This window comes from Microbulbifer pacificus, from assembly GCF_033723955.1.
Classification (GTDB): domain Bacteria; phylum Pseudomonadota; class Gammaproteobacteria; order Pseudomonadales; family Cellvibrionaceae; genus Microbulbifer; species Microbulbifer pacificus.
This window is the reverse complement of record NZ_CP137555.1, coordinates 708,230-727,823: the sequence shown is the minus strand read 5'-3', so window position 1 is coordinate 727,823 and position 19,594 is coordinate 708,230. Positions and strand designations below refer to the sequence as shown.

Sequence of the window (19,594 nt, the reverse complement as noted above, 5' to 3'; positions counted from 1 at the left end):
CGGCGATGAGTACAACCAAAGAAGAAAACGGCCGAATCACCGAATATATGGGCAAGCGCGTGTTCGATTTCATGCGCTGGCGCAAGCTTGCGGCGGCCATCTCCCTGGGGATGGTGATTGTTTCGATTATTGCGCTGGCAATGAATGGCCTGAAGCTGGGGCTCGACTTTACCGGCGGTACCCAGATCGAAGTGGGGTATGAAAATGCCCCGAAAATTGAAGATGTACGCGCGCAGCTGGAAAGCGCCGGCTTCAAGGGCGCGGCCGTGGTTCGCTTCGGTTCCGACAGAGAGCTGTTGATCAAGCTGCCACCGGAAGTCGCCAAAGCCCAGGCGCAGCAGAACGCCCGCGACGCCGAGGCCAACAATTCCATTGGCGATAAGGTCGTGGGTGCCCTGCGCCAGCACAGCGACGGTCGAATTGACCTGCGCCGGGTGGAAATGGTCGGTCCGCAGATCGGTGAAGAGCTGCGTGACGACGGCGGCCTGGGAATGTTGTTTGCCCTTGCGGTGGTGATGGCATACGTAGCGCTTCGCTTCCAGTACAAATTCGCGGTAGGCGCAGTTGTGGCGCTGATTCACGACGTCATCATCGTGCTCGGGTTCTTTGCGATCTTGCGACTGGACTTTGACCTGACGGTACTGGCCGCCGTACTGGCGGTGATCGGTTATTCGATCAACGACACCATTGTGGTGTACGACCGGGTGCGGGAAAACTTCCGCAAGGTGCGTCAGGCGAGTCCGGAGGAGATTATCAACATCTCCATGAGTCAGACCCTGAGCCGTACCTTCATGACCTCGTTCACCACCCTGTTGGTGCTCTGGGCGCTGCAGTTCTTCGGTGGAGAGCTGATTCACAACTTCTCCCTGGCCCTGATTGTCGGTGTCGTTATCGGTACTTTCTCGTCGGTATACGTGGCCGCCAACATTCTGATGGCGATGAATACCACCAAGGAAGACCTGATGCCTCCGGTCAAGGAAGGCGCAGAACTGGATGAGATGCCCTGATTGGGATTGTTCTCGGTATGCGGAAAAAGGCGGGTGATACCCGCCTTTTTCTTATCTGTACGCAGCCTCTGCGCTGCGTTTTTTCAATGAGACCCCAGGTGGGGGTCAGGCGCGGGGCTTTTTACCGAGGGTAATGTGCTTGGGGCCTGAGGTGTTGGTCTGCCCGCTGACCCCTTTGGGGATCTGTTCAATTTTTCCGCCGTTGGCGAGGAATGCCTGAACTTGCGCTTCAATTGCTTCGCGTGATTCGGTCGACACGGTTTCCTTGCCCCGTTTGCTCACGCTGGATGCTTTCTTAGCCACTTTTTTGTCCACTATTCATGTATGAGCGCAAGATAATACCGCAATCTGTGCAAAAAATCACCCGCAACTATTGACGCCCCGGGAAGGGTCTGATTTGGGGGTTACGGATTGCGATTAACACGCTTGTTGTTGTCGACAAAAAACTGGCCGAGATAGCTCGCATAATTGACGCCTGCAGCACTGACATAGCTGCCACTTGCACCCTGTCCGCCGGACCAGGAGTGGTCCACACCGTTCAGCCACAGCATCGAAACCCTTCCGTCTTGCCACAGGGTTTCGGTGGCGGTGTGGTCGCCTTCACTAATGGTATTGCTTCCCGGCTGCTGCTCAACACCGTACAACTCCGCCATGCCTTCCGCATTCTGGGTGTTGTAGCAGTTGTCGACCACCGCATCGCTGGTGCCGTGGGTAATTGAGGATATCTGGGTGCTGAAATGGCTGGAATAGCTGCCGGCATAGCTGCCACAGCGGCTGGCAACATCCGCCTTTTCACAGTTGCGAATAGCACCGCTGGGGCTGGTGCCAACACTCGGTCCCGCGCTGATGCCCATGCCGGCAAAGACATCCGGGGCAATGCAGGCGGCGGTATTGGCGAATACGGCACCAGAAGAAAGACCGGCAATATAGACCTGATCGGGATCGATATTGCGGCTGGCATCGCCACTCATGGTATTGGCCAGATCGATCAGGTTCTTGTAATCGCCGGAAGTTCGGGAGCGATTGTCCTCCCAGTAGGACCAGCAACCGTAGCCGGCCTTGTTCATCGCGTCGGGAACGGCGATAACCATACCGTATTCGTCGGCAGCGTCCTGCAGGTTTGCCGTCAGGTAGGCATCGATGGATTGTGTGCATCCGTGCAGGACCACCAGCAGGGAGTGGCCCTTGCCGATGGGGGAGGTGGAATCCGGGGTGTAGATGTGGACCTTGTCGAAACCGCCGAGCGAGACGTTCTGCTGCCAGCTACCGGCGTTTGTACTGCCGGCAGCCAGTGCCGCGGATATCCCCAGGCCTAACGTCAGGAGCTTGGGCTGTTTGGTCCAGTTCATCACATACACCGCTATTGTTATTTAAGGCCGCCTCAGCCTAGCGGGGCGCGGTAGCAGTGAACATGCGACCAAGGTATTAACCCGGGCCGCAGCTCGGATTATTCGTCCGCGGGGATGTCGTCTTCCGGTTGCGCCAACAGCGGCCAGCCACCCAGGTCGCGCCAGCGATTGACGATACCGCAGAACAGTTCAGCGGTTTTTTCCGCATCGTATTCGGCGGAGTGTGCGGCACTGTTGTCGAAGGCGATCCCGGCAGTCTGGCAGGCCTTCGCCAACACCGTCTGCCCGTAGGCGAGACCGGAAAGCGTGGCGGTATCCATACAGGAGAAGGGGTGGAACGGGTTGCGCTTCAGTCCGCAGCGGTTGACGGCGGCGTTGATGAAGCCGAGATCGAAATGCGCGTTGTGCGCCACCATGATGGCGCGGGTGCAGCTGTGACTCTTGATCGCGCGACGAATCTGGCGGAACAGCTCCGGCAGTGCAATCTCCTCTGGCCAGGCATCGCGCTCTGGTGACTCGAGGTCAACACCGATGAAGTCGAGCGCCGACTGCTCGATGTTCGCACCCTCGAAAGGTTCGATATGGAAGCTGTGGGTCTCCTCCGGGTAGAGGGTGCCGTCCTCATCCATATTCAGGATGACCGCGGAAACCTCCAGCAGGGCATCCGTGCGGGCATTGAATCCCGCGGTCTCGAGATCCAGCACGACCGGCAGGAAACCGCGGAATCGCTGAGCCAAGAGGGATTTGGGGCCGGTGGGAGCTTCTGCTGGGGTCACGGGGTTTCCTGGTACTTCATCTTTCGTGGGTTGGCGCGGCTGCTGTCAGAGCAGTCGCCAGTTAAGCGTTTCACCCGCGGCCAGCGGAATTAGCGCGTCCGCACCCATCGGCAGCCCGCTGGGCAGAGTCCACGGCTCGCGCACCAGGGTAATGGTGTCACTGTTGCGCGGCAATTCGTAAAAATCGGGACCGAATTCGCTGGCGAAACCTTCCAGTTTGTCCAGTTTGCCCGCGCGCTCGAAGGCCTCCGCATACAGTTCAATGGCACTGAACGCGGTGTAGCAACCGGCGCAGCCACAGGCGGCTTCCTTTTTGCCCTGGGCGTGCGGGGCGGAATCGGTACCGAGGAAGAACTTCGGGCTGCCGCTGGTCGCCGCTTCAATCAGCGCGTCCTGATGGATGCTGCGCTTCAGGATTGGCAGGCAGTAATAGTGGGGGCGAATTCCGCCCACCAGCATGTGATTGCGATTGTACAGCAAGTGGTGTGCGGTAATGGTTGCGGCAACCCCTGTGCGGGCATTTGCCACAAATTCCGCCGCATGGGCGGTGGTAATGTGCTCGAGCACGATTTTGAGGCTCGGGAAGTCCTCTACCACGCGGCCGAGAATATTCTCAATAAACACACGCTCGCGATCGAAGATATCGATATCGCTGGTGGTGACCTCTCCGTGCAGCAGCAGCTTCATGCCGCAGGACTGCATGGCTTCCAGCGCAGGATAGATGTTGGTGATATCGGTAACGCCAGAATCGGAGTTGGTGGTGGCGCCGGCCGGGTACAGTTTGGCGGCGACGACACCGGCGGCGTGGGCCTGCTGTACGATTTTGGGCGTGGTCTTGTCCGTCAGGTAGATAACCATCAGCGGGGTAAATACATTTCCCGCGGGCACTGCGTCTTCGATGCGGGCCTTGTAGGCCAGCGCGTCTTCGGCATTGACCACCGGTGGAACCAGATTCGGCATGATGATGGCGCGGCGGAATTGCCGGGCGGCATCGCCAACCGTGCGCGCGAGGGCGGCGCCATCCCGCAGGTGAATGTGCCAGTCATCAGGCGCGCGCAGGGTAATTTGTTGTCTGGAGTCCACCGAATAATTCCTCCCGGATTGATCGCGGCGCCGATGCTACCTGAAGCGCCAATAAATTGCGAAAACTGCGGTAATTGCCTCATCGCTCGACAGATTGAATATAAAGTAAACAGGAGCTGCTGTTTGCTTCCTGTGTAATCTGCCGACTCTCTGTCGGGTGCTAGTCGTGGGCCAATCTAGGCGCTACAATCCCGCCCCGAAAAAAGGGCGGCCAATCCGCACTTCCTGGGCACATATCCAAAAAGAATCTCCCCAGATCGAGACATTTCACAGGTGGCTGGCGCCCGTTCAGGATGTGCTGCGCCTGTTGGTGACGGCTTTGCCCGAGTGTACGGGCCCACTATACAGAGGATAGTAATGAGCAAGATCGACAAGGTGGTACTGGCGTATTCTGGCGGGCTCGACACTTCGGTGATCGTACGCTGGCTTCAGGATACCTATGGTTGTGAGGTTGTTACCTTTACCGCCGACATCGGTCAGGGTGAAGAGGTCGAGCCAGCGCGTGCCAAGGCTCAGGCCCTGGGCGTGAAAGAGATCTACATCGACGATCTGCGCGAAGAGTTCGTGCGCGATTTCGTGTTCCCGATGTTTCGCGCCAATACCATCTATGAAGGGGAGTACCTGCTGGGTACCTCCATTGCCCGTCCGCTGATTGCCAAGCGACTCATCGAGATCGCCAACGAAACCGGTGCCGATACCATCTCCCACGGCGCGACCGGTAAGGGTAACGACCAGGTGCGCTTCGAGCTCGGCGCCTACGCGCTGAAACCTGGCATCAAGGTGATCGCTCCCTGGCGCGAGTGGGATCTGACCTCGCGCGAGAAGCTCATGCAGTACTGTGAGCAACACAAGATTCCGGTGGACTTTTCCAACAAGAAGAAAAAGTCCCCTTACTCCATGGACGCCAACCTGCTGCACATCTCCTATGAAGGTGGCGTGCTCGAAGAACCGTGGGCTGAGGCCGAAGAAGACATGTGGCGCTGGAGTGTCAGCCCGGAAGCTGCGCCAGACCAGCCCACCTATATCACCCTGGCATTTGAAAAGGGCGATCCCGTTGCCATCGACGGCGAGCGCATGAGCCCGGCGACCCTGCTGGAGAAATTGAACAAGCTGGGCGGAGCCAACGGCATCGGCCGTCTGGATATCGTGGAAAACCGCTACGTGGGCATGAAGTCCCGCGGCTGCTACGAAACCCCCGGCGGCACCATCCTGATGAAGGCGCATCGCGCCATCGAATCCATCACCCTGGATCGTGAAGTGGCACACCTGAAAGATGAGCTGATGCCGCGTTACGCGAAGCTGATTTACAACGGCTACTGGTGGTCCCCCGAGCGCCGCATGCTGCAGGCGGCGATCGACGAGTCCCAGGCGGTGGTCAACGGCGAAGTGCGCCTGAAACTCTACAAGGGCAGCGTGAGTGCCGTAGGGCGCCGCTCCGCCGACAGTCTATTTGATGAGCGCATCGCCACCTTCGAGGACGATGCTGGCGCCTACAACCAGAAAGACGCCGAAGGATTTATCAAGTTGAACGCCCTGCGCCTGCGAATTGCGGCAGGTAAAGGCAGAGACTTGATCTAAATCAGTCAGAAACGACGATTGAAGCGTTTAAATCGTCGTTTCTGCGCCCCCCCGGTCTACCGTGAAGGGAACAGCCGCTACTTTAATGGCGGATATCACTCGCGCTTGACGGAAACGAATCTCTAAAAGCAACGGAAGTTACACAATGACGACAACAGTGGCAGAGGCCGGCAAGTTGCCGGACTATGACTACAACATTGTGCGCCAGTTCACCATCATGTCGGTGGTCTGGGGTATTGTTGGAATGGGTGTCGGCGTACTCATCGCCGCACAGCTGGCATGGCCTGCGCTGAATGATATCTGGCAGCCCTTTACGCACTTCGGGCGCCTGCGTCCGCTGCATACCAACGCGGTAATTTTCGCGTTTGGCGGTAGCGTACTGTTCGCCACTTCCTACTACGTTGTTCAGCGTACCTGCCAGACCCGTCTCTGGGGCGGCTGGCTGATTCCATTCACGTTCTGGGGCTGGCAGGTGGTTATCGTCGCCGCCGCGATCACGCTGCCACTGGGTTACACCTCCAGTAAAGAATACGCGGAGCTGGAGTGGCCGATTGATATCCTGATCGCGCTGGTGTGGGTCGCCTACGCCATCGTGTTCTTCGGCACCATCATGAAGCGCCGCACCTCCCACATCTATGTGGCCAACTGGTTCTTCGGTGCGTTCATCATCACCGTGGCCGCCCTGCATATCGTCAATAGCATCGCGATTCCGGTGAGTGCGCTGAAATCCTATTCCGCCTACGCGGGCACCACCGATGCGATGATCCAGTGGTGGTACGGCCACAATGCGGTGGGCTTCTTCCTGACCGCAGCCTTCCTCGGCATCATGTACTACTTCGTGCCGAAGCAGGCGGGTCGCCCGGTTTACTCCTACCAGCTGTCCATCGTGCACTTCTGGGCGCTGATCTCCATTTACGTATGGGCTGGTGGTCACCACCTGCATTACTCCGCACTGCCGGACTGGACCCAGAGCCTGGCGATGATCATGTCCGTGATCCTGCTGGCGCCGTCCTGGGGTGGCATGATCAACGGCATCATGACCCTGTCCGGTGCCTGGCACAAACTGCGCACCGACCCGACCCTGCGCTTCCTGGTGGTTTCCCTGTCCTTCTACGGTATGTCTACCTTCGAAGGCCCGATGATGTCCATCAAGACCGTGAACGCGCTGTCCCACAACACCGACTGGACCGTGGGCCACGTGCACTCCGGCGCACTCGGCTGGGTCGCGATGATCTCCATCGGCGCCCTGTATCACCTGGTTCCGGTGCTGTGGAACCGTCGCCAGATGTACAGCGTGAGCCTGATCAATGCGCACTTCTGGCTGGCTACCGTGGGCACCGTGCTGTACATCGCCGCGATGTGGGTGAACGGTATTACCCAGGGCCTGATGTGGCGTGCATTCAACGCCGACGGCACCCTGACCTACAGCTTCGTGGAAAGTGTGATCGCAAGTCATCCGGGCTATATCGTCCGCTGGCTGGGCGGTACTTTCTTTGTGACCGGCATGCTTCTGATGGCTTACAACGTCTTCCGCACCATCACCGATGAGCCGAAAGAAGGCGAAGTGCGTGACGACGAAAACCTGCCGGTTGCGAAGAGTGTTTAAGGGGAATCGATCGTGAAGAATCATGACATCGTAGAAAAGAATATCGGCCTGATGATCATCCTCACCGTCATTGCGATCAGCTTTGGCGCGCTGGTGGAGATCGTTCCCCAGTTCTTCGTCGAGAACAACCGTGAACCCATCGCCGGCCTGAAGCCGCTGGGTCCGGTGGCGCTGGAAGGTCGCGATATCTATATCCGCGAAGGCTGCCATGTGTGCCACACCCAGATGGTGCGCCCGCTGCGTGCGGAAGTGGAGCGCTATGGTCACTATTCCATGGCGCAGGAACACGTATACGAGCACCCCTTCCTTTGGGGCTCCAAGCGTACCGGTCCGGATCTGGCGCGTGTGGGTGGTCGCTACTCTGACGAGTGGCACCGTGCACACCTCTACAATCCGCGCAACGTAGTGCCGGAATCCATCATGCCGTCTTACCCGTGGTTGTTTGACAATGTGGTAACCGGGGATCACACCGCGGCCAAGATGCGCGCGCTGCGCACCGTGGGTGTTCCCTATACCGACGAAGACATTGCCAGTGCCGCCAAGCCGTTTGTCGGCGGTCGTGTGACCGAGATTGACGCGCTGGTGGTCTACCTGCAGCAGCTGGGTACGCTGGTGCAGCAGAAGCGCTAAGCGAGGGCGAGCAGTGGATATCAATATTCTGCGGCAGATATCAGTGGTGCTAGGGGCGGTAGCGTTCCTGGCCGTCTGCTGGTGGGCCTTTTCCCCGAAGCGCAGAAAGCGCTTTGAGGAGGATGCCAAGCTGCCATTCGCAGACGAAGAACAAACTTCTGACAAGGCCGCGCAAACGCGCGAAACCAGCACCGGCGACGAGGTCGGTAAGAAACAGGAACAGGGGCAGGACAAATGAGTACATTTTGGAGTGTTTGGGTAATTGTGCTCACCCTCGCCAATCTCGGATTGGTAACTTGGGTTCTTTTCGCAAACCGCAAGGTGGCGGTAAATGACCAGGACGACCCGGAAAACCGCACAACCGGCCACGTTTACGATGGCATCGAGGAGTACGATAACCCGCTGCCCAAGTGGTGGTTCCTGTTGTTCGTACTGACGCTGGTGTTTTCCGCCATTTATCTGGTGATCTACCCGGGCATGGGTAACTTCAAGGGTGTCGGCGGCTGGAGTTCCGTAGGCGCGCTGAAGGCGGACCAGGCCAAGGCACAGGCACAGTTCAAGGAAACGTTCGGTCAATATGTGGACATGCCGATCGAGAAAATTGCCGAAAGTCCGGAAGCCCTCAAAATGGGTGCGCGGATTTTTGCCAACAACTGCGCGGTGTGTCACGGCGCCGATGGTGGCGGCAACTACGGTTTCCCGAACCTGACCGACAGCGACTGGCTGTACGGCGGTACACCGGAAAAAATCCTGGAGACCCTGCATAACGGCCGTCAGGGCATGATGCCGCCGCAAGGTCCTGTGATCGGTGAGGCCGGTGTCAGGGATGCAGCAGAGTATGTATTGGCGATGAATGGTCTCGAGCATGACGCCGCCATGGCAGAGAAGGGCAAGAAGATCTTCGGCACTGTGTGTATGGCGTGTCACGGTATGGACGGCAAGGGCAACCAGGCATTGGGTGCGCCAAACCTGACCGACAATATCTGGCTTTACGGCAGCACTCGCGAAGAGATCCAGCACACCATTCGCGGCGGTCGCAGCAACGTTATGCCGGCCCAGAAAGAAAAACTGCGCGAGGACAAAATCCGTCTGGTGGCGGCCTATGTCTACAGTCTGTCTCGCCAGGATGAGGTTCAGCAGTAAGCTCGGATTGAGCGAGCTGATTGATTGGACGCGTGGCGGTTCAGCCGCCACTCGTCTCACAGGGAAGGGCACCGCAGGGAAGAATAACAAGCCTCATTGCATCTAACTGCAGCGATGTCCCGATCCGGAAAATTCGGGGAGTGAGGTTTTGTGAGCGACAGAATACCTACACGGGAAGAGCAGGACGGCGACGGCGAAGTCCGCTATCGCATGCTCTATGAGTCTGAAGACAAGGTGTATATTCGCCATATCCGTGGCGTCTACACCCGCATTCGCAAGTACACGGGTCTTCCGTTGTTACTGGCATTTTTCTTTATCCCCTGGATCAACATCGATGGGCACCAGGCGGTTCACTTTGATCTCCCGGCGCGCCAGTTCCACATCTTGTGGACCACCTTCGGCCCCCAGGATGGATTCCTTCTCGCCTGGCTGCTGATCATTTCCGCGTTTGCGCTGTTTGCAGTGACCACCTGGCTCGGTCGTGTCTGGTGCGGGTTCACCTGTCCGCAAACGGTGTGGACGCTGATGTTTATCTGGGCAGAGCGGGTGTGCGAAGGGGATCGCAGCAAGCGCATGAAGCTGGATGCTTCCCCATGGAATGCGGAGAAGGTTCTGCGCAAGAGCGGCACCCATCTCATCTGGCTACTTATCTCCCTCGCCACCGCACTGGCATTCGTCGGGTACTTTTACGGCATCCGCGACCTGGTGGTGGATCTCGCCACCTTCAGCGCCCATCCGCAGGGTGTGTTCTGGGTTGCGTTCTTTACTTTCGCCACTTATATGAACGCGGGCTTTATGCGCGAGCAGGTGTGCAAGTACATGTGCCCCTATGCCCGCTTCCAGTCGGTGATGTACGACAAGGACACCCTGGCGGTCTATTACGATGCCCGTCGTGGGGAAGCCCGCGGTCCGCGCAAGAAAAACATCGACTACAAGGCCCAGGGCATGGGCGACTGTATCGACTGTTTCTGGTGTGTACAGGTGTGCCCGGTGGATATCGATATCCGCGACGGCATGCAGTACGAGTGCATCAACTGCGGTCTGTGTGTGGACGCCTGCAACAGCGTCATGGACAAGATGGAATATCCCCGCGGTCTGATCCGTTTTACCTCGGAAGACGAGCTGGAAACAGGCAAGACAAATTTCGCGCGCCCGCGCCTGTTTGGGTACGGCCTGGTTTTGCTGCTGATGATCGGCGCGTTTGCCTACGCGGTGTCAACGAGAAGTCCTGTGCAGGCGGAGGTATTGCGGGATCGCGGTGCGCGTATGTACCGGGTTTCCCAGGGACTGGTGCAGAATGTCTACACGGTCAAAATCAACAATATGGACCAGAAGCCCCATGAATTCAGCATTCATATCGAGGGCAGAGAGGGTTACGACTATTCACTAAGGATGCAGCAGGGGATTGTGGTAAACCCCGGTGAGGTATACTCCGTGCCCATCCGCGTCAGTGTGCCGCAACAGCAGCTGAAGAAAACCAAGCACGATATCGAGATCGTGATCCAGGCCAAGGATGCTCCCGAGCTTGAAGACCGCCACCAGACGGTGTTTATCGGGCCCAAATGACCCCGGGGCAGCTGCCGAGCGCAGTTGCCATCCTACAGAAACAAATTTTGATGGTTAAACGAAAAGTGCAGCAGACCGCCAACAACAATACCGACGCGCCGGCTCCCTGGTATCGCGAGCCATGGTTCTGGATGGTGATGGCACCGCTGATATTGGTAGTGATAACTTCCTTCGTCATGGTCTCGATCGCCGTGCGCCACAGCGACGATGTGGTGAGCGACACCTATTACAAGGAGAGCCGTCTGTATCACTACAGTGCGGAGCAGGATCAGCATGCCCGGGAGTTGAATCTGGCCGGTGTGCTGCTGTTTTCACCGGAAGACAAGGTGGTCACCCTGGACCTGCGCGGCGATATCGATTACCCGGAAAAATTGCTGCTGTCCCTGAGCCACCCGGTAGAGGCGGATCTGGACGATCACGTCGTGCTGGAGCAGGTGTCGATTGGCCGCTATCGCGGGCAGGTGCATGCGCCACTACAGCATCGCTGGTATGTGCAGGTGAGTCCGGAAATGAATCCGGAAGAGTTCCGCAATGCCCAGTGGCGGCTCAAAGGGGAAATCAATTTTGACCTCGGCAACGGAGTGCCCCTGAAACCCGCCGTGCAGTAAGCCCATGACAGGATCTTCTGCCACGGCTTCTACCGCCACACCCTCCCGTCCAGAGACATTGGCAACCTCTGCTGACTGCTATCACTGCGGTCTGCCGGTGGCCGAGGGCAGCAATTACTTCGTCCAGATTGACGGGGCACGCAGACCCATGTGCTGCCCCGGATGCGAAGCGGTCGCTGGCGCGATCGTCGCCGGTGGCCTAGACAACTTCTACCGTTTCCGCGAACAGAGCAGCCAGCGCCCGGAATCGGCCGCACAAAGTGACCGCTGGAGTGCTTACGATCTGCCGGAAGTACAGGGCGAATTCGTACGCGATTTTGAACCGCCTGGCCGGACAGGGCAGGTGGGGGCACTGAAGGTTTCCAGCCTGCTGGTCAGTGGCATCACCTGCGCCGCCTGTGTGTGGCTGATCGAAAAGCACCTGCTGGGCATTCCCGGCGTGGAGCGGGTTTCGGTCAACGCCAGCACCCACCGCGCCCAGGTCGTGTTTGATCCGGCGCAGATCCCGGTCAGCCGGTTGTTTGCCGCCCTCGCCACCATCGGTTACCGCCCCGCGCCCGCCACCGCCGCCAACAGCGAGCGGCTGATCCTGCAGGAGCGGCGCGCGGCCATGCGCCGCCTGGGGGTGGCGGGACTCGGTACCATGCAGGTGATGATGTTTGCCATTGCCCTGTACTTTGGTGCCAGCAAGGGCATCGAGCGCGAGTTCGAGCAGTTCTTCCGCTGGGTGTCGCTGATCGTGGCGACGCCGGTGGTGTGCTATGCCGCACAACCCTTCTTTGCCGCCGCCTGGCGGGCGCTGCGCAGCGGCCAGCTGGTGATGGATGTGCCGGTATCCCTGGCCATCGGTCTCGCGTACGGCGCCAGTGTATATGCCACGGTGTTTGCAACCGGTGAGGTGTATTTCGAATCGATTTCCATGTTCACCTTCTTCCTGCTGCTGGGGCGCGCGGTGGAAATGCGCGCGCGACACCGCGCGGGACTGGCCAGCGGCGGCCTGGCCCAGTTGCTGCCGCTGGCGGCACAGCGGCTGTGTGTTGAGGGCGATGGCGCGGTGATCAAATCTGTGCCGGTAACGGCGCTGAAGGTTGGTGAACGCATACTGCTGCGGGCGGGGGATACGATTCCGGTCGACGGCGTGGTGACTGACGGGGCCAGCGGGGTTGATGAGTCCATACTCACCGGCGAGTCCGCACTGCAGCAGAAGGTGGTTGGCAGCTCGGTCTATGCCGGCAGTGTAAACAGTGACTCTTCACTGACTGTGGAGGTGACGGCCGCGGGCAAGAGTACGAGGCTCTCGGCAATCGAAAAGCTGGTGGAGCGGGCGCAGCTGGACAAGCCTGCGCAGGTGGCACTGGCGGATCGCCTCGCCGGGCGCTTTATCGCGGCGGTGCTGTTAATTGCTGTCGCGGCTTTCGTGTTCTGGTGGCAGCAGGCACCGGAGCGGGCCTTCTGGATTGCGCTGTCGGTGCTGGTGGTGACCTGCCCCTGTGCGCTGTCCCTGGCGACGCCGGCGGCGCTGGCCGCGGCAACCCTGCGCTTGCAGCAGCTGGGGCTCCTGGTCGCACGGGGGCATGTGCTGGAAACGCTGCCAACCCTCACCCGGGTGATTTTTGACAAGACCGGAACCCTCACCGAGGGGCAGCCGCGGTTGCGGGCGATTGTGCCGCTGCGCACCGGTGTGAGCGACACCGACGTGCGCGAAATTGCTGCCGCGCTGGAGGCCCACAGCAGCCACCCGTTGGCGCGCGCTTTCCAACCGTGGATCGGAAAGCGCAGTGCGCGGGAGCTGCGCTCGGTCACCGGTCGCGGGGTGTCCGGTATCTGCAGTGGCTTGAACTACCGTCTCGGGCGTGCCGACTTTGTGCAGGAAGGCTTTGCCGGTGCCACATCGCCGCTGCAGGTGCCATCGCAGCCAGGGCAGTGGCTGCTGTTGGGAGATACTGTTGGGCCCTTGGCCTGGCTGGGGCTCGGCGATGAAGTGCGCGAGAGCGCGGCGACATCGGTCGCGCAGCTGCAGGATGAGGGGCTCTCGGCGGAACTGCTGAGCGGCGACCAGTCTGCGGAGGTTCCGCGCCTGGCGGAGCTTACCGGCATCGAAACTTTTCGCGCAGGTGCCTCGCCGGAGCAGAAACTGGCCCGTCTGCAATCGTTGCAGGCGGGCGGTGAGCGGTTGCTGATGGTGGGTGACGGCATCAATGATGTGCCGGTGCTGTCCGGTGCGGATGTGTCGGTGGCGATGATGTCGGCAGCGGATCTGGCGCAATCGCGAGCCGACGCCATCCTGCTGCAGGGGGACCTGCGCGCACTGCCCCGGGCCTTTGCTTTGGCGCGCAAGTGCCGCACAATTATTCGCCAGAATCTGGCCTGGGCCATTCTCTACAACCTGGTGGCGCTGCCACTGGCGTTCCTCGGCCTGGTACCGCCGTGGGCGGCGGCGATCGGTATGTCGCTGAGTTCCCTGATCGTGGTGGTCAACGCCCTGCGCCTGTCCCGTTGGCAGCCGGCGCTTTGATGGCCCGGGGCCTCGGGTAATTGCCGAGGCCGCTACTGAAATCGTTTGAGGTATATCGTGGACAGTATTTTTCTGCTGGTCCCCATTGTCATTATCTTTATCGCCGTTGCGGTAAAGCTGTTCTTCTGGGCGGTCAACAGCGGTCAGTATGACGACCTGGAGACCGAGGGCCGGCGCATCCTGTTTGACGATGACGCGCCGCGGACATCCGGCAAGGATATCCCCGCACAGGAAGATGACACCGAGTCTGCGCCCTCCCCACAAGGCCCGTCGCGGGAGCAAAATTGATGCCTGAATGGAGCAGCCTCGGCGCGGCCCTGGCCATCGGCTTTCTGGGTAGCAGTCACTGTATCGGTATGTGCGGCGGTATCTCCGGTGCCCTCGGGCTCGCGGTGCCGGGGCAGAAGGCCGCCTGGCCGCGCCTGCTCGGCTATTCCACCGGCCGCGTGGCCAGTTATACCCTGATGGGGTTACTTGTCGGCCTGTTGGGGGCCTATGTGGCGACGGACATCGCCAGTAGCCTGGCACCGCTGCGCTTGCTGGCGGGATTGATGTTGATTGCCATGGCCCTGTATCTGGCGGACTGGTGGCGGGGCCTGACCTGGCTCGAGCGCGGCGGTGCCGTGCTGTGGCGGGGCGTACAACCGCTGTCGCGCAAATTGTTGCCGGTCAAATCCACATCCCAAGCGCTGGCACTCGGGGCCCTGTGGGGGTGGTTGCCCTGCGGGCTTGTATACAGCGCGCTCACGTTTGCACTGGCCCAGGGCAGTGGTGGGCAGGCGGCGCTTGCCATGCTCGCCTTCGGGATCGGTACCTTGCCGGCGGTACTCGCCACTGGTTTTGCGGCCACGCGCCTGCGGGAGATTGTGCGCCGGCCAGGTGTGCGCCTGTTTATGGCGGCGCTGGTACTGCTGTTCGGTATCTGGACCATCTGGGGCGCGCTGGGCCACGGCGCCCACAGCGGGCAGGGTGCCCACAGCGGACAAGGTGCCCATGGGGATCACAGCGCTCACCAGACTCATGCGCCTGCCCATGATGGGGTGCACGATCACGCTTCCGCTCCGCAAGCCACGATCGAACATTCTTCAACGCATCAGGATCCGGCGGTCAATCCCACTCCAGAACAGGGACGGACGGAGGATGCCCACCCCGGCGCGCACCACCACCATCACCATCACCATGACGACCAGACCGCGGGCGAGGACTTCGGCGACGATTCTGGGGACTGATTCTCGCCATCGCTGCATGAGCCCCATCGCCGCTTTGGCGGCGTGGCAGATTTCGGGGGTTGCGGGTACACTGGCGCCACGGCAATTTCTGGCCTGACCACTTTTGCTGGCCATCACTGAGGTCGCGCTTGCCGTCGCCAGAGTTCGCGAAGTGACAGTTGGATTGGCTATGAAAAAAATAAAAAACAAAGCAGGCGGCGCAAACAGCGTCGCGCACAGGAAATCGGCATCGGAAGCTGCGGTGGCGCCAGACTGCCCCGATTCGCCCACCCGTATATGGATCAATTTGCTCGCGCTGGCGGTCTCGCTGGGGGCGGTGTTATGGCTGCGGGCCTACGGTCAGGATCTGAACGTGAAAACCCACGCCCTGGTGATCGTGGCACTGGCGCTGGCCCTGCCCATCATTGTACTCGAGTGGTTTTTCCTCAAACCCTATCGCAACCCCTCGGCGGGACTGGATTTCGGGCGCAGGAATTACAGCCTGCGTCGCACGGCGGTGAAACTGCTGGGCTTCTATCTCGCGGTGGGCTCGGTGGCCTTTGTGTACTGGCTGCTGCCCGAATATCACGGTTCGTTTTACCACAACTATTTCTCGGTGGTGCGCGCTGTGCTGCCCTGGTGGCTGCTGCTCGCGGTGCCGTATTTCTACCTGCTCGACGGCGCCATGGCCGAGCCCAAAGACAGCTACTGGCAGCTGGGCAGCTGGCTGCTGGGTACGCGCACGGGAATCTCCGGCAAGGCGGTGGGCCAGCTGTATCTGGGCTGGCTGGTGAAGCTGTTCTTCCTGCCGCTGATGTTCGTGTATATGGGCAACAACCTGGGTACGCTGCTGGCATTCGATTTCTCCCGTCTGCTGGACAGTTTCAAGGCGGTGTTTGATTTCACCTTCAACTTCCTGTTCTACATCGACCTGCTGTTTGTCACCGCGGGGTATGTGTGCACCCTGCGCCTGTTCGATTCGCATATCCGCACCGCAGAGCCCAGTTTTCTCGGCTGGGGTGTGGCGCTGATCGGCTATCAGCCGTTCTGGAGCCTGTTCTCAGGAACTTATCTCAAATACGACGAAGCGCCGGCCTGGGGCTACTGGTTGTGGAATACCCCGCTGGCGTATGGCATCTGGGGCTCGACGATCCTGCTGCTGATTGCCATTTACGTGTGGGCGAGCATCCCCTTCGGGATCCGCTTTTCCAACCTGACCCACCGCGGCATTCTCACCAACGGACCCTATCGCTACACCAAGCACCCGGCATACATCAGCAAGAACCTCTCTTGGTGGATGATCTCCATGCCGTTCATGGTGAGTTCCAGTGTGCCGGAGGCCCTGCGGCATTCACTGCTGTTGCTGGTGGTGAACTTCATTTACTTCATGCGTGCACGTACCGAAGAACGCCACCTCTCCTGGGACCCCACCTATGTGGCTTACGCCAACTACATCGGCGAGCGGGGGCTGTTTGCCTTCCTCGGCCGCTGGTTCCCGGCGCTGCGCTTCGGTAACGGTCGCCTGTTTTACCGGGGGGCGGATGTGCCGCCACCGGCACCACTGGTAACCGGCAATGCCACCGCGGGCGCAGGTGGTTATTGAGTATGTGGGAAATGGTACCGCCGGGTATGCGCCGGATCGATCGCCGCTGGTGGGCCTATGCCGCGCTCTACCTGCTGATCGCGTTGGGGATCTGGCTGCGGGTGGACCAGGTTTTCACCTACAACCCGATGGACCACATCTGGAGTGACCCCCAGCGGCACTGGGAGCAGGGCACCGAGACCTTGCGGCGGGACCCGATGACCCTCACAGACCCGGTGATGTACCAGGTGTATGTGGGGATACTGGCAAAACTTACCCTGGGTGAGCCGCTGCTGGTTGCTTTCTTCACCGCGCTGCTCGCGTGCCTGACGCCGTGGATCTGGTATCGCTTTGCCCGCGAGCTGCTGCCGGGGCGCCTGCAGGCGACTGCGGTGTGGGCTGCGCTGTCGCTGTTGCCGTCGTGGATCGCGATCTACAGCTATTTCATGCAGGAGACATTGCTGCTGCCGCTGTTGGGGGCGGCGCTCTACGCCAGCTGGCGCTGCCGGCGCAAGCAGACCCTGGCGAGCTTCCTGTTGATGGTGGTGTTGTGGACATTGGCTGGGTTGACCCGCGGCATCGCCATCCCGCTGGCGGCGGTCGTTACTACCTGGCTGTGGCTGTGGCAGCCGCAGAAGCTGGCCAAGGCCGGGTACAGCCTAGTGCTGCTCGGTTTGCTGATGGGGCCGCTCGCCTACCGCAGCTATGCGGCTATGCATATGGTTTCGCCCCATGGCATCGGCCAGCTGGTGGCGCTGTACCTGCGCTCCGGCAAGCGCGAAATCCATGTGCACTACAGCCGCCAGGGCGCGCACTGGAACTACTGGTTCGGCTCCCCCTCTACCGGCGAAAAGCCGCTGGCGCCACTCAGTGACTGGACCACCTCCCGCGAAGGCCAGGTGCATGCGCGTATCCGTATCGAAAATGGCAGCGAAGACTGGACCCGTGCGCTGGCCAGATATCCGTGGACACTGGAGCGTTACCTGACGCTGACCGGGGAAAACCTGATCTACCTGTTTTTCGGTTCCTCCTGGCCGGACAACAACCGCGCGCGCTGGCTGGAAAGTGTGAATCACCAGAGTCGCTGGCTGTGGGCGCCGTTGACCCTGTTACTGATGCTGGGCACCGCGCTTTACTGGCGCCGTTTGCGGAGCGCGCGCCTGTTTGCGGCGCTCATTGCGACCTGGATTCTGGTCCAGGGGCTGTTGCCCATCGCGGTCAACGAAGGGCGCTACCGCAAACCTGCGGAGGGGCTGTTGCTCACCCAGGCCGTGCTGCTGGCCGGTGTCCTTCGCCGTCGCGCGCGGCGCGACAGTGAAGGCGAAGACGAGGTGTCGTTGGCGAATGCCGGCGTGTTGACGGCGACAGCAGGGCCGGAGCCTGTGGCGGTCACTGTGCCCGAGCCTGAAACGCGGCGGGAAAAAGACAATGCCGCGGTCTGATCACTGCACCACTTCGCCTCGCCGCTGTGAACAGTTGCTCGGCAGGGCCGTGCGTTTTGCCGCGGTGGGCGGCGTGGCGACCGCTGTCCAGTATCTGCTGCTGGTGGCACTGGTTGAGCTGGCGGCGGTGGGGGAGGTGGTTTCCTCAGCGCTGGCTTTTGGCCTTGCCGCTGTCTTCAACTATCTGTTGAACTTCCATCTCACGTTTGGAGGCGGTTCACGCCACTGGCAGGCCCTGCCGAAGTTTGTTGTGGTGGCCGCGCTCGGGCTTGCTACCAATACCCTGTGTTTTTCCCTGGCGCTGCCGCTGTTGCCCTACCTGCTGGCGCAGCTGATTGCCACACTGGTCACGTTGGTTGGCAACTTTATCCTGCATCAATACTGGATCTACCGGGAGCCTCAATGGAATCCGTAACTGAACCTGCGGCACACTTGCTGGCGCCATCCCTGGCCATTGTCGTCCCCTGTTACAACGAGGAGGCGGTGATTGCGGATACCGCCGCGGAATTACTGGCGGCACTGTCGGAACTGGAGGCCAGCGGGCGTATCGCGGCGGCCTCCAAAATCTATTTCGTGGACGACGGCAGTCGCGATGCCACCTGGCCGCTGCTGGAAAAGCTCGCCAGAGAAAACAATGGCATTGTGGCCGTGGCGCTGTCTCGCAACCGCGGTCACCAGAACGCGCTGTACGCCGGTCTCTCGCAGACCCGGGAAGATATGGTGGTGAGTATCGATGCGGACCTGCAGGACGGGCCGGAAAATATCGCTGCGATGGTGGATGCCTGTTGCGCCGGGTTTGAGGTGGTGTTCGGGGTGCGTGAGGAGCGGGATTCGGACACCTGGTTCAAGCGTATGACCGCCGAGGGCTATTACCGGGTGATGCGGAGCCTCGGTGTGGATCTGGTATTCAACCACGCGGATTTCCGCCTGATGTCGCGGCGCGCGGTGGACACCCTGCTCGAGTATCCGGAAACCAACCTGTTTCTGCGCGGCATGGTGCGCGAGCTCGGTTTCCGCTCCACCAGCGTGTTTTATTCCCGCAGGCCGCGTCTGGCAGGGGAGAGCAAATATCCGCTGCGGCGGATGTTGTCGCTGGCGTGGAAGGGGGTAACGGCATTTTCCATTGCACCGCTCAGGGCCATAACCCTGCTCGGGTTGGTCTCCGGTGGCCTGGCGCTGGGGCTGATTGTCTGGGTGTTGTTCGTGAAGCTCTTTTCCAATTCTGTGGTGCCAGGCTGGGCGTCGATTATGGTGCCGGTGCTGTTTATCGGCAGTGTACAGCTGCTCTGCCTGGGAGTGATCGGCGAGTACCTGGGGAAGATCTACGAAGAAGTGAAGCGCCGACCTCGGTTCCATTTGCGTGAGGTGGTCGGCGCCGAGCCGGTGGTAGGTCCGGAGGCGGGCAGTTTAATGCCGGGGTATCCGCAGGCGCGCTACCCGGGCGGGTTGGCCCGCGACGAAGCGCTGGCCAACCCGCCTGGCCGTTGATAGGCGGGTTCCA

General features: G+C 60.4%; 19 protein-coding genes. 15 read left to right on the top strand and 4 right to left on the bottom strand.

Features of this window, described 5'->3' with window-relative positions:
• The first annotated feature begins 5 nt into the window (after positions 1-5).
• A complete protein-coding gene (gene secF, locus R5R33_RS03275; protein WP_318954632.1) occupies positions 6-1,007 on the top strand; it encodes a protein translocase subunit SecF in 1,002 nt (333 codons plus the stop codon).
• A gap of 105 nt (positions 1,008-1,112) precedes the next feature.
• Here the strand turns inward: secF and R5R33_RS03270 are convergent, their stop codons facing one another.
• The 4 genes from R5R33_RS03270 to pyrC all read right to left on the bottom strand — a co-directional run bounded on the left by R5R33_RS03270 (position 1,113) and on the right by pyrC (position 4,215).
• Entirely contained in the window at positions 1,113-1,310 is a 198-nt protein-coding gene (locus R5R33_RS03270; RefSeq protein ID WP_318954631.1) for a hypothetical protein, read from the bottom strand.
• 101 nt (positions 1,311-1,411) lie between these two features.
• Positions 1,412-2,356: an extracellular catalytic domain type 1 short-chain-length polyhydroxyalkanoate depolymerase gene (locus R5R33_RS03265; RefSeq protein WP_318954630.1), complete on the bottom strand. Its 945-nt coding sequence runs from the start codon at positions 2,354-2,356 to the stop codon at positions 1,412-1,414.
• 98 nt (positions 2,357-2,454) lie between these two features.
• Complete coding sequence (gene rnt / locus R5R33_RS03260; protein WP_318954629.1) at positions 2,455-3,132, bottom strand: ribonuclease T; 678 nt, start codon at positions 3,130-3,132, stop codon at positions 2,455-2,457.
• A gap of 45 nt (positions 3,133-3,177) precedes the next feature.
• Complete coding sequence (gene pyrC, locus R5R33_RS03255; protein WP_318954628.1) at positions 3,178-4,215, bottom strand: dihydroorotase; 1,038 nt, start codon at positions 4,213-4,215, stop codon at positions 3,178-3,180.
• Between the two features lie 357 nt (positions 4,216-4,572).
• On the opposite strand from pyrC, the gene R5R33_RS03250 reads away from it, so the two are divergent.
• The 14 genes from R5R33_RS03250 (at position 4,573) to R5R33_RS03185 (ending at position 19,581) form a co-directional block, all read left to right on the top strand.
• Positions 4,573-5,793 carry an argininosuccinate synthase gene (locus tag R5R33_RS03250; protein ID WP_318954627.1) on the top strand — a complete coding sequence of 407 codons (1,221 nt, stop codon included), beginning with the start codon at positions 4,573-4,575 and terminating at the stop codon, positions 5,791-5,793.
• Between the two features lie 145 nt (positions 5,794-5,938).
• The gene (ccoN, locus tag R5R33_RS03245; RefSeq protein WP_318954626.1) at positions 5,939-7,399 is read left to right on the top strand and encodes a cytochrome-c oxidase, cbb3-type subunit I; all 1,461 of its coding nucleotides are present in this window, start codon (positions 5,939-5,941) and stop codon (positions 7,397-7,399) included.
• Positions 7,400-7,411: 12 nt separating this feature from the next.
• Positions 7,412-8,029, top strand: coding sequence for a cytochrome-c oxidase, cbb3-type subunit II (gene ccoO, locus R5R33_RS03240; protein WP_318954625.1), 618 nt, complete (start codon positions 7,412-7,414; stop codon positions 8,027-8,029).
• A 13-nt stretch (positions 8,030-8,042) separates the two neighbouring features.
• Positions 8,043-8,267: a cbb3-type cytochrome oxidase subunit 3 gene (locus R5R33_RS03235; protein WP_318954624.1), complete on the top strand. Its 225-nt coding sequence runs from the start codon at positions 8,043-8,045 to the stop codon at positions 8,265-8,267.
• Positions 8,264-9,172: a cytochrome-c oxidase, cbb3-type subunit III gene (gene ccoP / locus R5R33_RS03230; RefSeq protein WP_318954623.1), complete on the top strand. Its 909-nt coding sequence runs from the start codon at positions 8,264-8,266 to the stop codon at positions 9,170-9,172. Before R5R33_RS03235 ends, ccoP begins: the two co-directional genes overlap by 4 nt.
• A 150-nt stretch (positions 9,173-9,322) precedes the next feature.
• On the top strand, positions 9,323-10,738 hold the full coding sequence (ccoG, locus tag R5R33_RS03225; RefSeq protein ID WP_318954622.1) for a cytochrome c oxidase accessory protein CcoG: 1,416 nt from the start codon (positions 9,323-9,325) through the stop codon (positions 10,736-10,738).
• Between the two features lie 50 nt (positions 10,739-10,788).
• The gene (locus tag R5R33_RS03220) at positions 10,789-11,346 is read left to right on the top strand and encodes a FixH family protein (RefSeq protein WP_318954621.1); all 558 of its coding nucleotides are present in this window, start codon (positions 10,789-10,791) and stop codon (positions 11,344-11,346) included.
• A 4-nt stretch (positions 11,347-11,350) separates the two neighbouring features.
• Positions 11,351-13,861, top strand: coding sequence for a heavy metal translocating P-type ATPase (locus tag R5R33_RS03215; RefSeq protein ID WP_318954620.1), 2,511 nt, complete (start codon positions 11,351-11,353; stop codon positions 13,859-13,861).
• 57 nt (positions 13,862-13,918) lie between these two features.
• A complete protein-coding gene (gene ccoS / locus R5R33_RS03210; RefSeq protein WP_318954619.1) occupies positions 13,919-14,149 on the top strand; it encodes a cbb3-type cytochrome oxidase assembly protein CcoS in 231 nt (76 codons plus the stop codon).
• The gene (locus tag R5R33_RS03205; protein WP_318954618.1) at positions 14,149-15,090 is read left to right on the top strand and encodes a sulfite exporter TauE/SafE family protein; all 942 of its coding nucleotides are present in this window, start codon (positions 14,149-14,151) and stop codon (positions 15,088-15,090) included. Before ccoS ends, R5R33_RS03205 begins: the two co-directional genes overlap by 1 nt.
• A gap of 169 nt (positions 15,091-15,259) precedes the next feature.
• Positions 15,260-16,672 carry an isoprenylcysteine carboxylmethyltransferase family protein gene (locus tag R5R33_RS03200; protein ID WP_318954617.1) on the top strand — a complete coding sequence of 471 codons (1,413 nt, stop codon included), beginning with the start codon at positions 15,260-15,262 and terminating at the stop codon, positions 16,670-16,672.
• Positions 16,673-16,674: 2 nt separating this feature from the next.
• Entirely contained in the window at positions 16,675-18,093 is a 1,419-nt protein-coding gene (locus R5R33_RS03195) for a glycosyltransferase family 39 protein (protein WP_318954616.1), read from the top strand.
• Entirely contained in the window at positions 18,080-18,508 is a 429-nt protein-coding gene (locus R5R33_RS03190; protein ID WP_318954615.1) for a GtrA family protein, read from the top strand. Before R5R33_RS03195 ends, R5R33_RS03190 begins: the two co-directional genes overlap by 14 nt.
• Positions 18,496-19,581, top strand: coding sequence for a glycosyltransferase family 2 protein (locus R5R33_RS03185; protein ID WP_318954614.1), 1,086 nt, complete (start codon positions 18,496-18,498; stop codon positions 19,579-19,581). Before R5R33_RS03190 ends, R5R33_RS03185 begins: the two co-directional genes overlap by 13 nt.
• Positions 19,582-19,594: the final 13 nt, after the last annotated feature.

Coding starts and splice junctions, on each gene's coding strand:
- R5R33_RS03185 (WP_318954614.1), top strand. CDS start 18,496: ATGGAATCCGTAACTGAACCTGCGGCACACTTGCTGGCGCCATCCCTG.
- R5R33_RS03265 (WP_318954630.1), bottom strand. CDS start 2,356: ATGAACTGGACCAAACAGCCCAAGCTCCTGACGTTAGGCCTGGGGATA.
- R5R33_RS03190 (WP_318954615.1), top strand. CDS start 18,080: ATGCCGCGGTCTGATCACTGCACCACTTCGCCTCGCCGCTGTGAACAG.
- ccoP (WP_318954623.1), top strand. CDS start 8,264: ATGAGTACATTTTGGAGTGTTTGGGTAATTGTGCTCACCCTCGCCAAT.
- R5R33_RS03250 (WP_318954627.1), top strand. CDS start 4,573: ATGAGCAAGATCGACAAGGTGGTACTGGCGTATTCTGGCGGGCTCGAC.
- R5R33_RS03195 (WP_318954616.1), top strand. CDS start 16,675: ATGTGGGAAATGGTACCGCCGGGTATGCGCCGGATCGATCGCCGCTGG.
- R5R33_RS03200 (WP_318954617.1), top strand. CDS start 15,260: ATGAAAAAAATAAAAAACAAAGCAGGCGGCGCAAACAGCGTCGCGCAC.
- R5R33_RS03220 (WP_318954621.1), top strand. CDS start 10,789: ATGGTTAAACGAAAAGTGCAGCAGACCGCCAACAACAATACCGACGCG.
- R5R33_RS03215 (WP_318954620.1), top strand. CDS start 11,351: ATGACAGGATCTTCTGCCACGGCTTCTACCGCCACACCCTCCCGTCCA.
- R5R33_RS03205 (WP_318954618.1), top strand. CDS start 14,149: ATGCCTGAATGGAGCAGCCTCGGCGCGGCCCTGGCCATCGGCTTTCTG.
- secF (WP_318954632.1), top strand. CDS start 6: ATGAGTACAACCAAAGAAGAAAACGGCCGAATCACCGAATATATGGGC.
- ccoN (WP_318954626.1), top strand. CDS start 5,939: ATGACGACAACAGTGGCAGAGGCCGGCAAGTTGCCGGACTATGACTAC.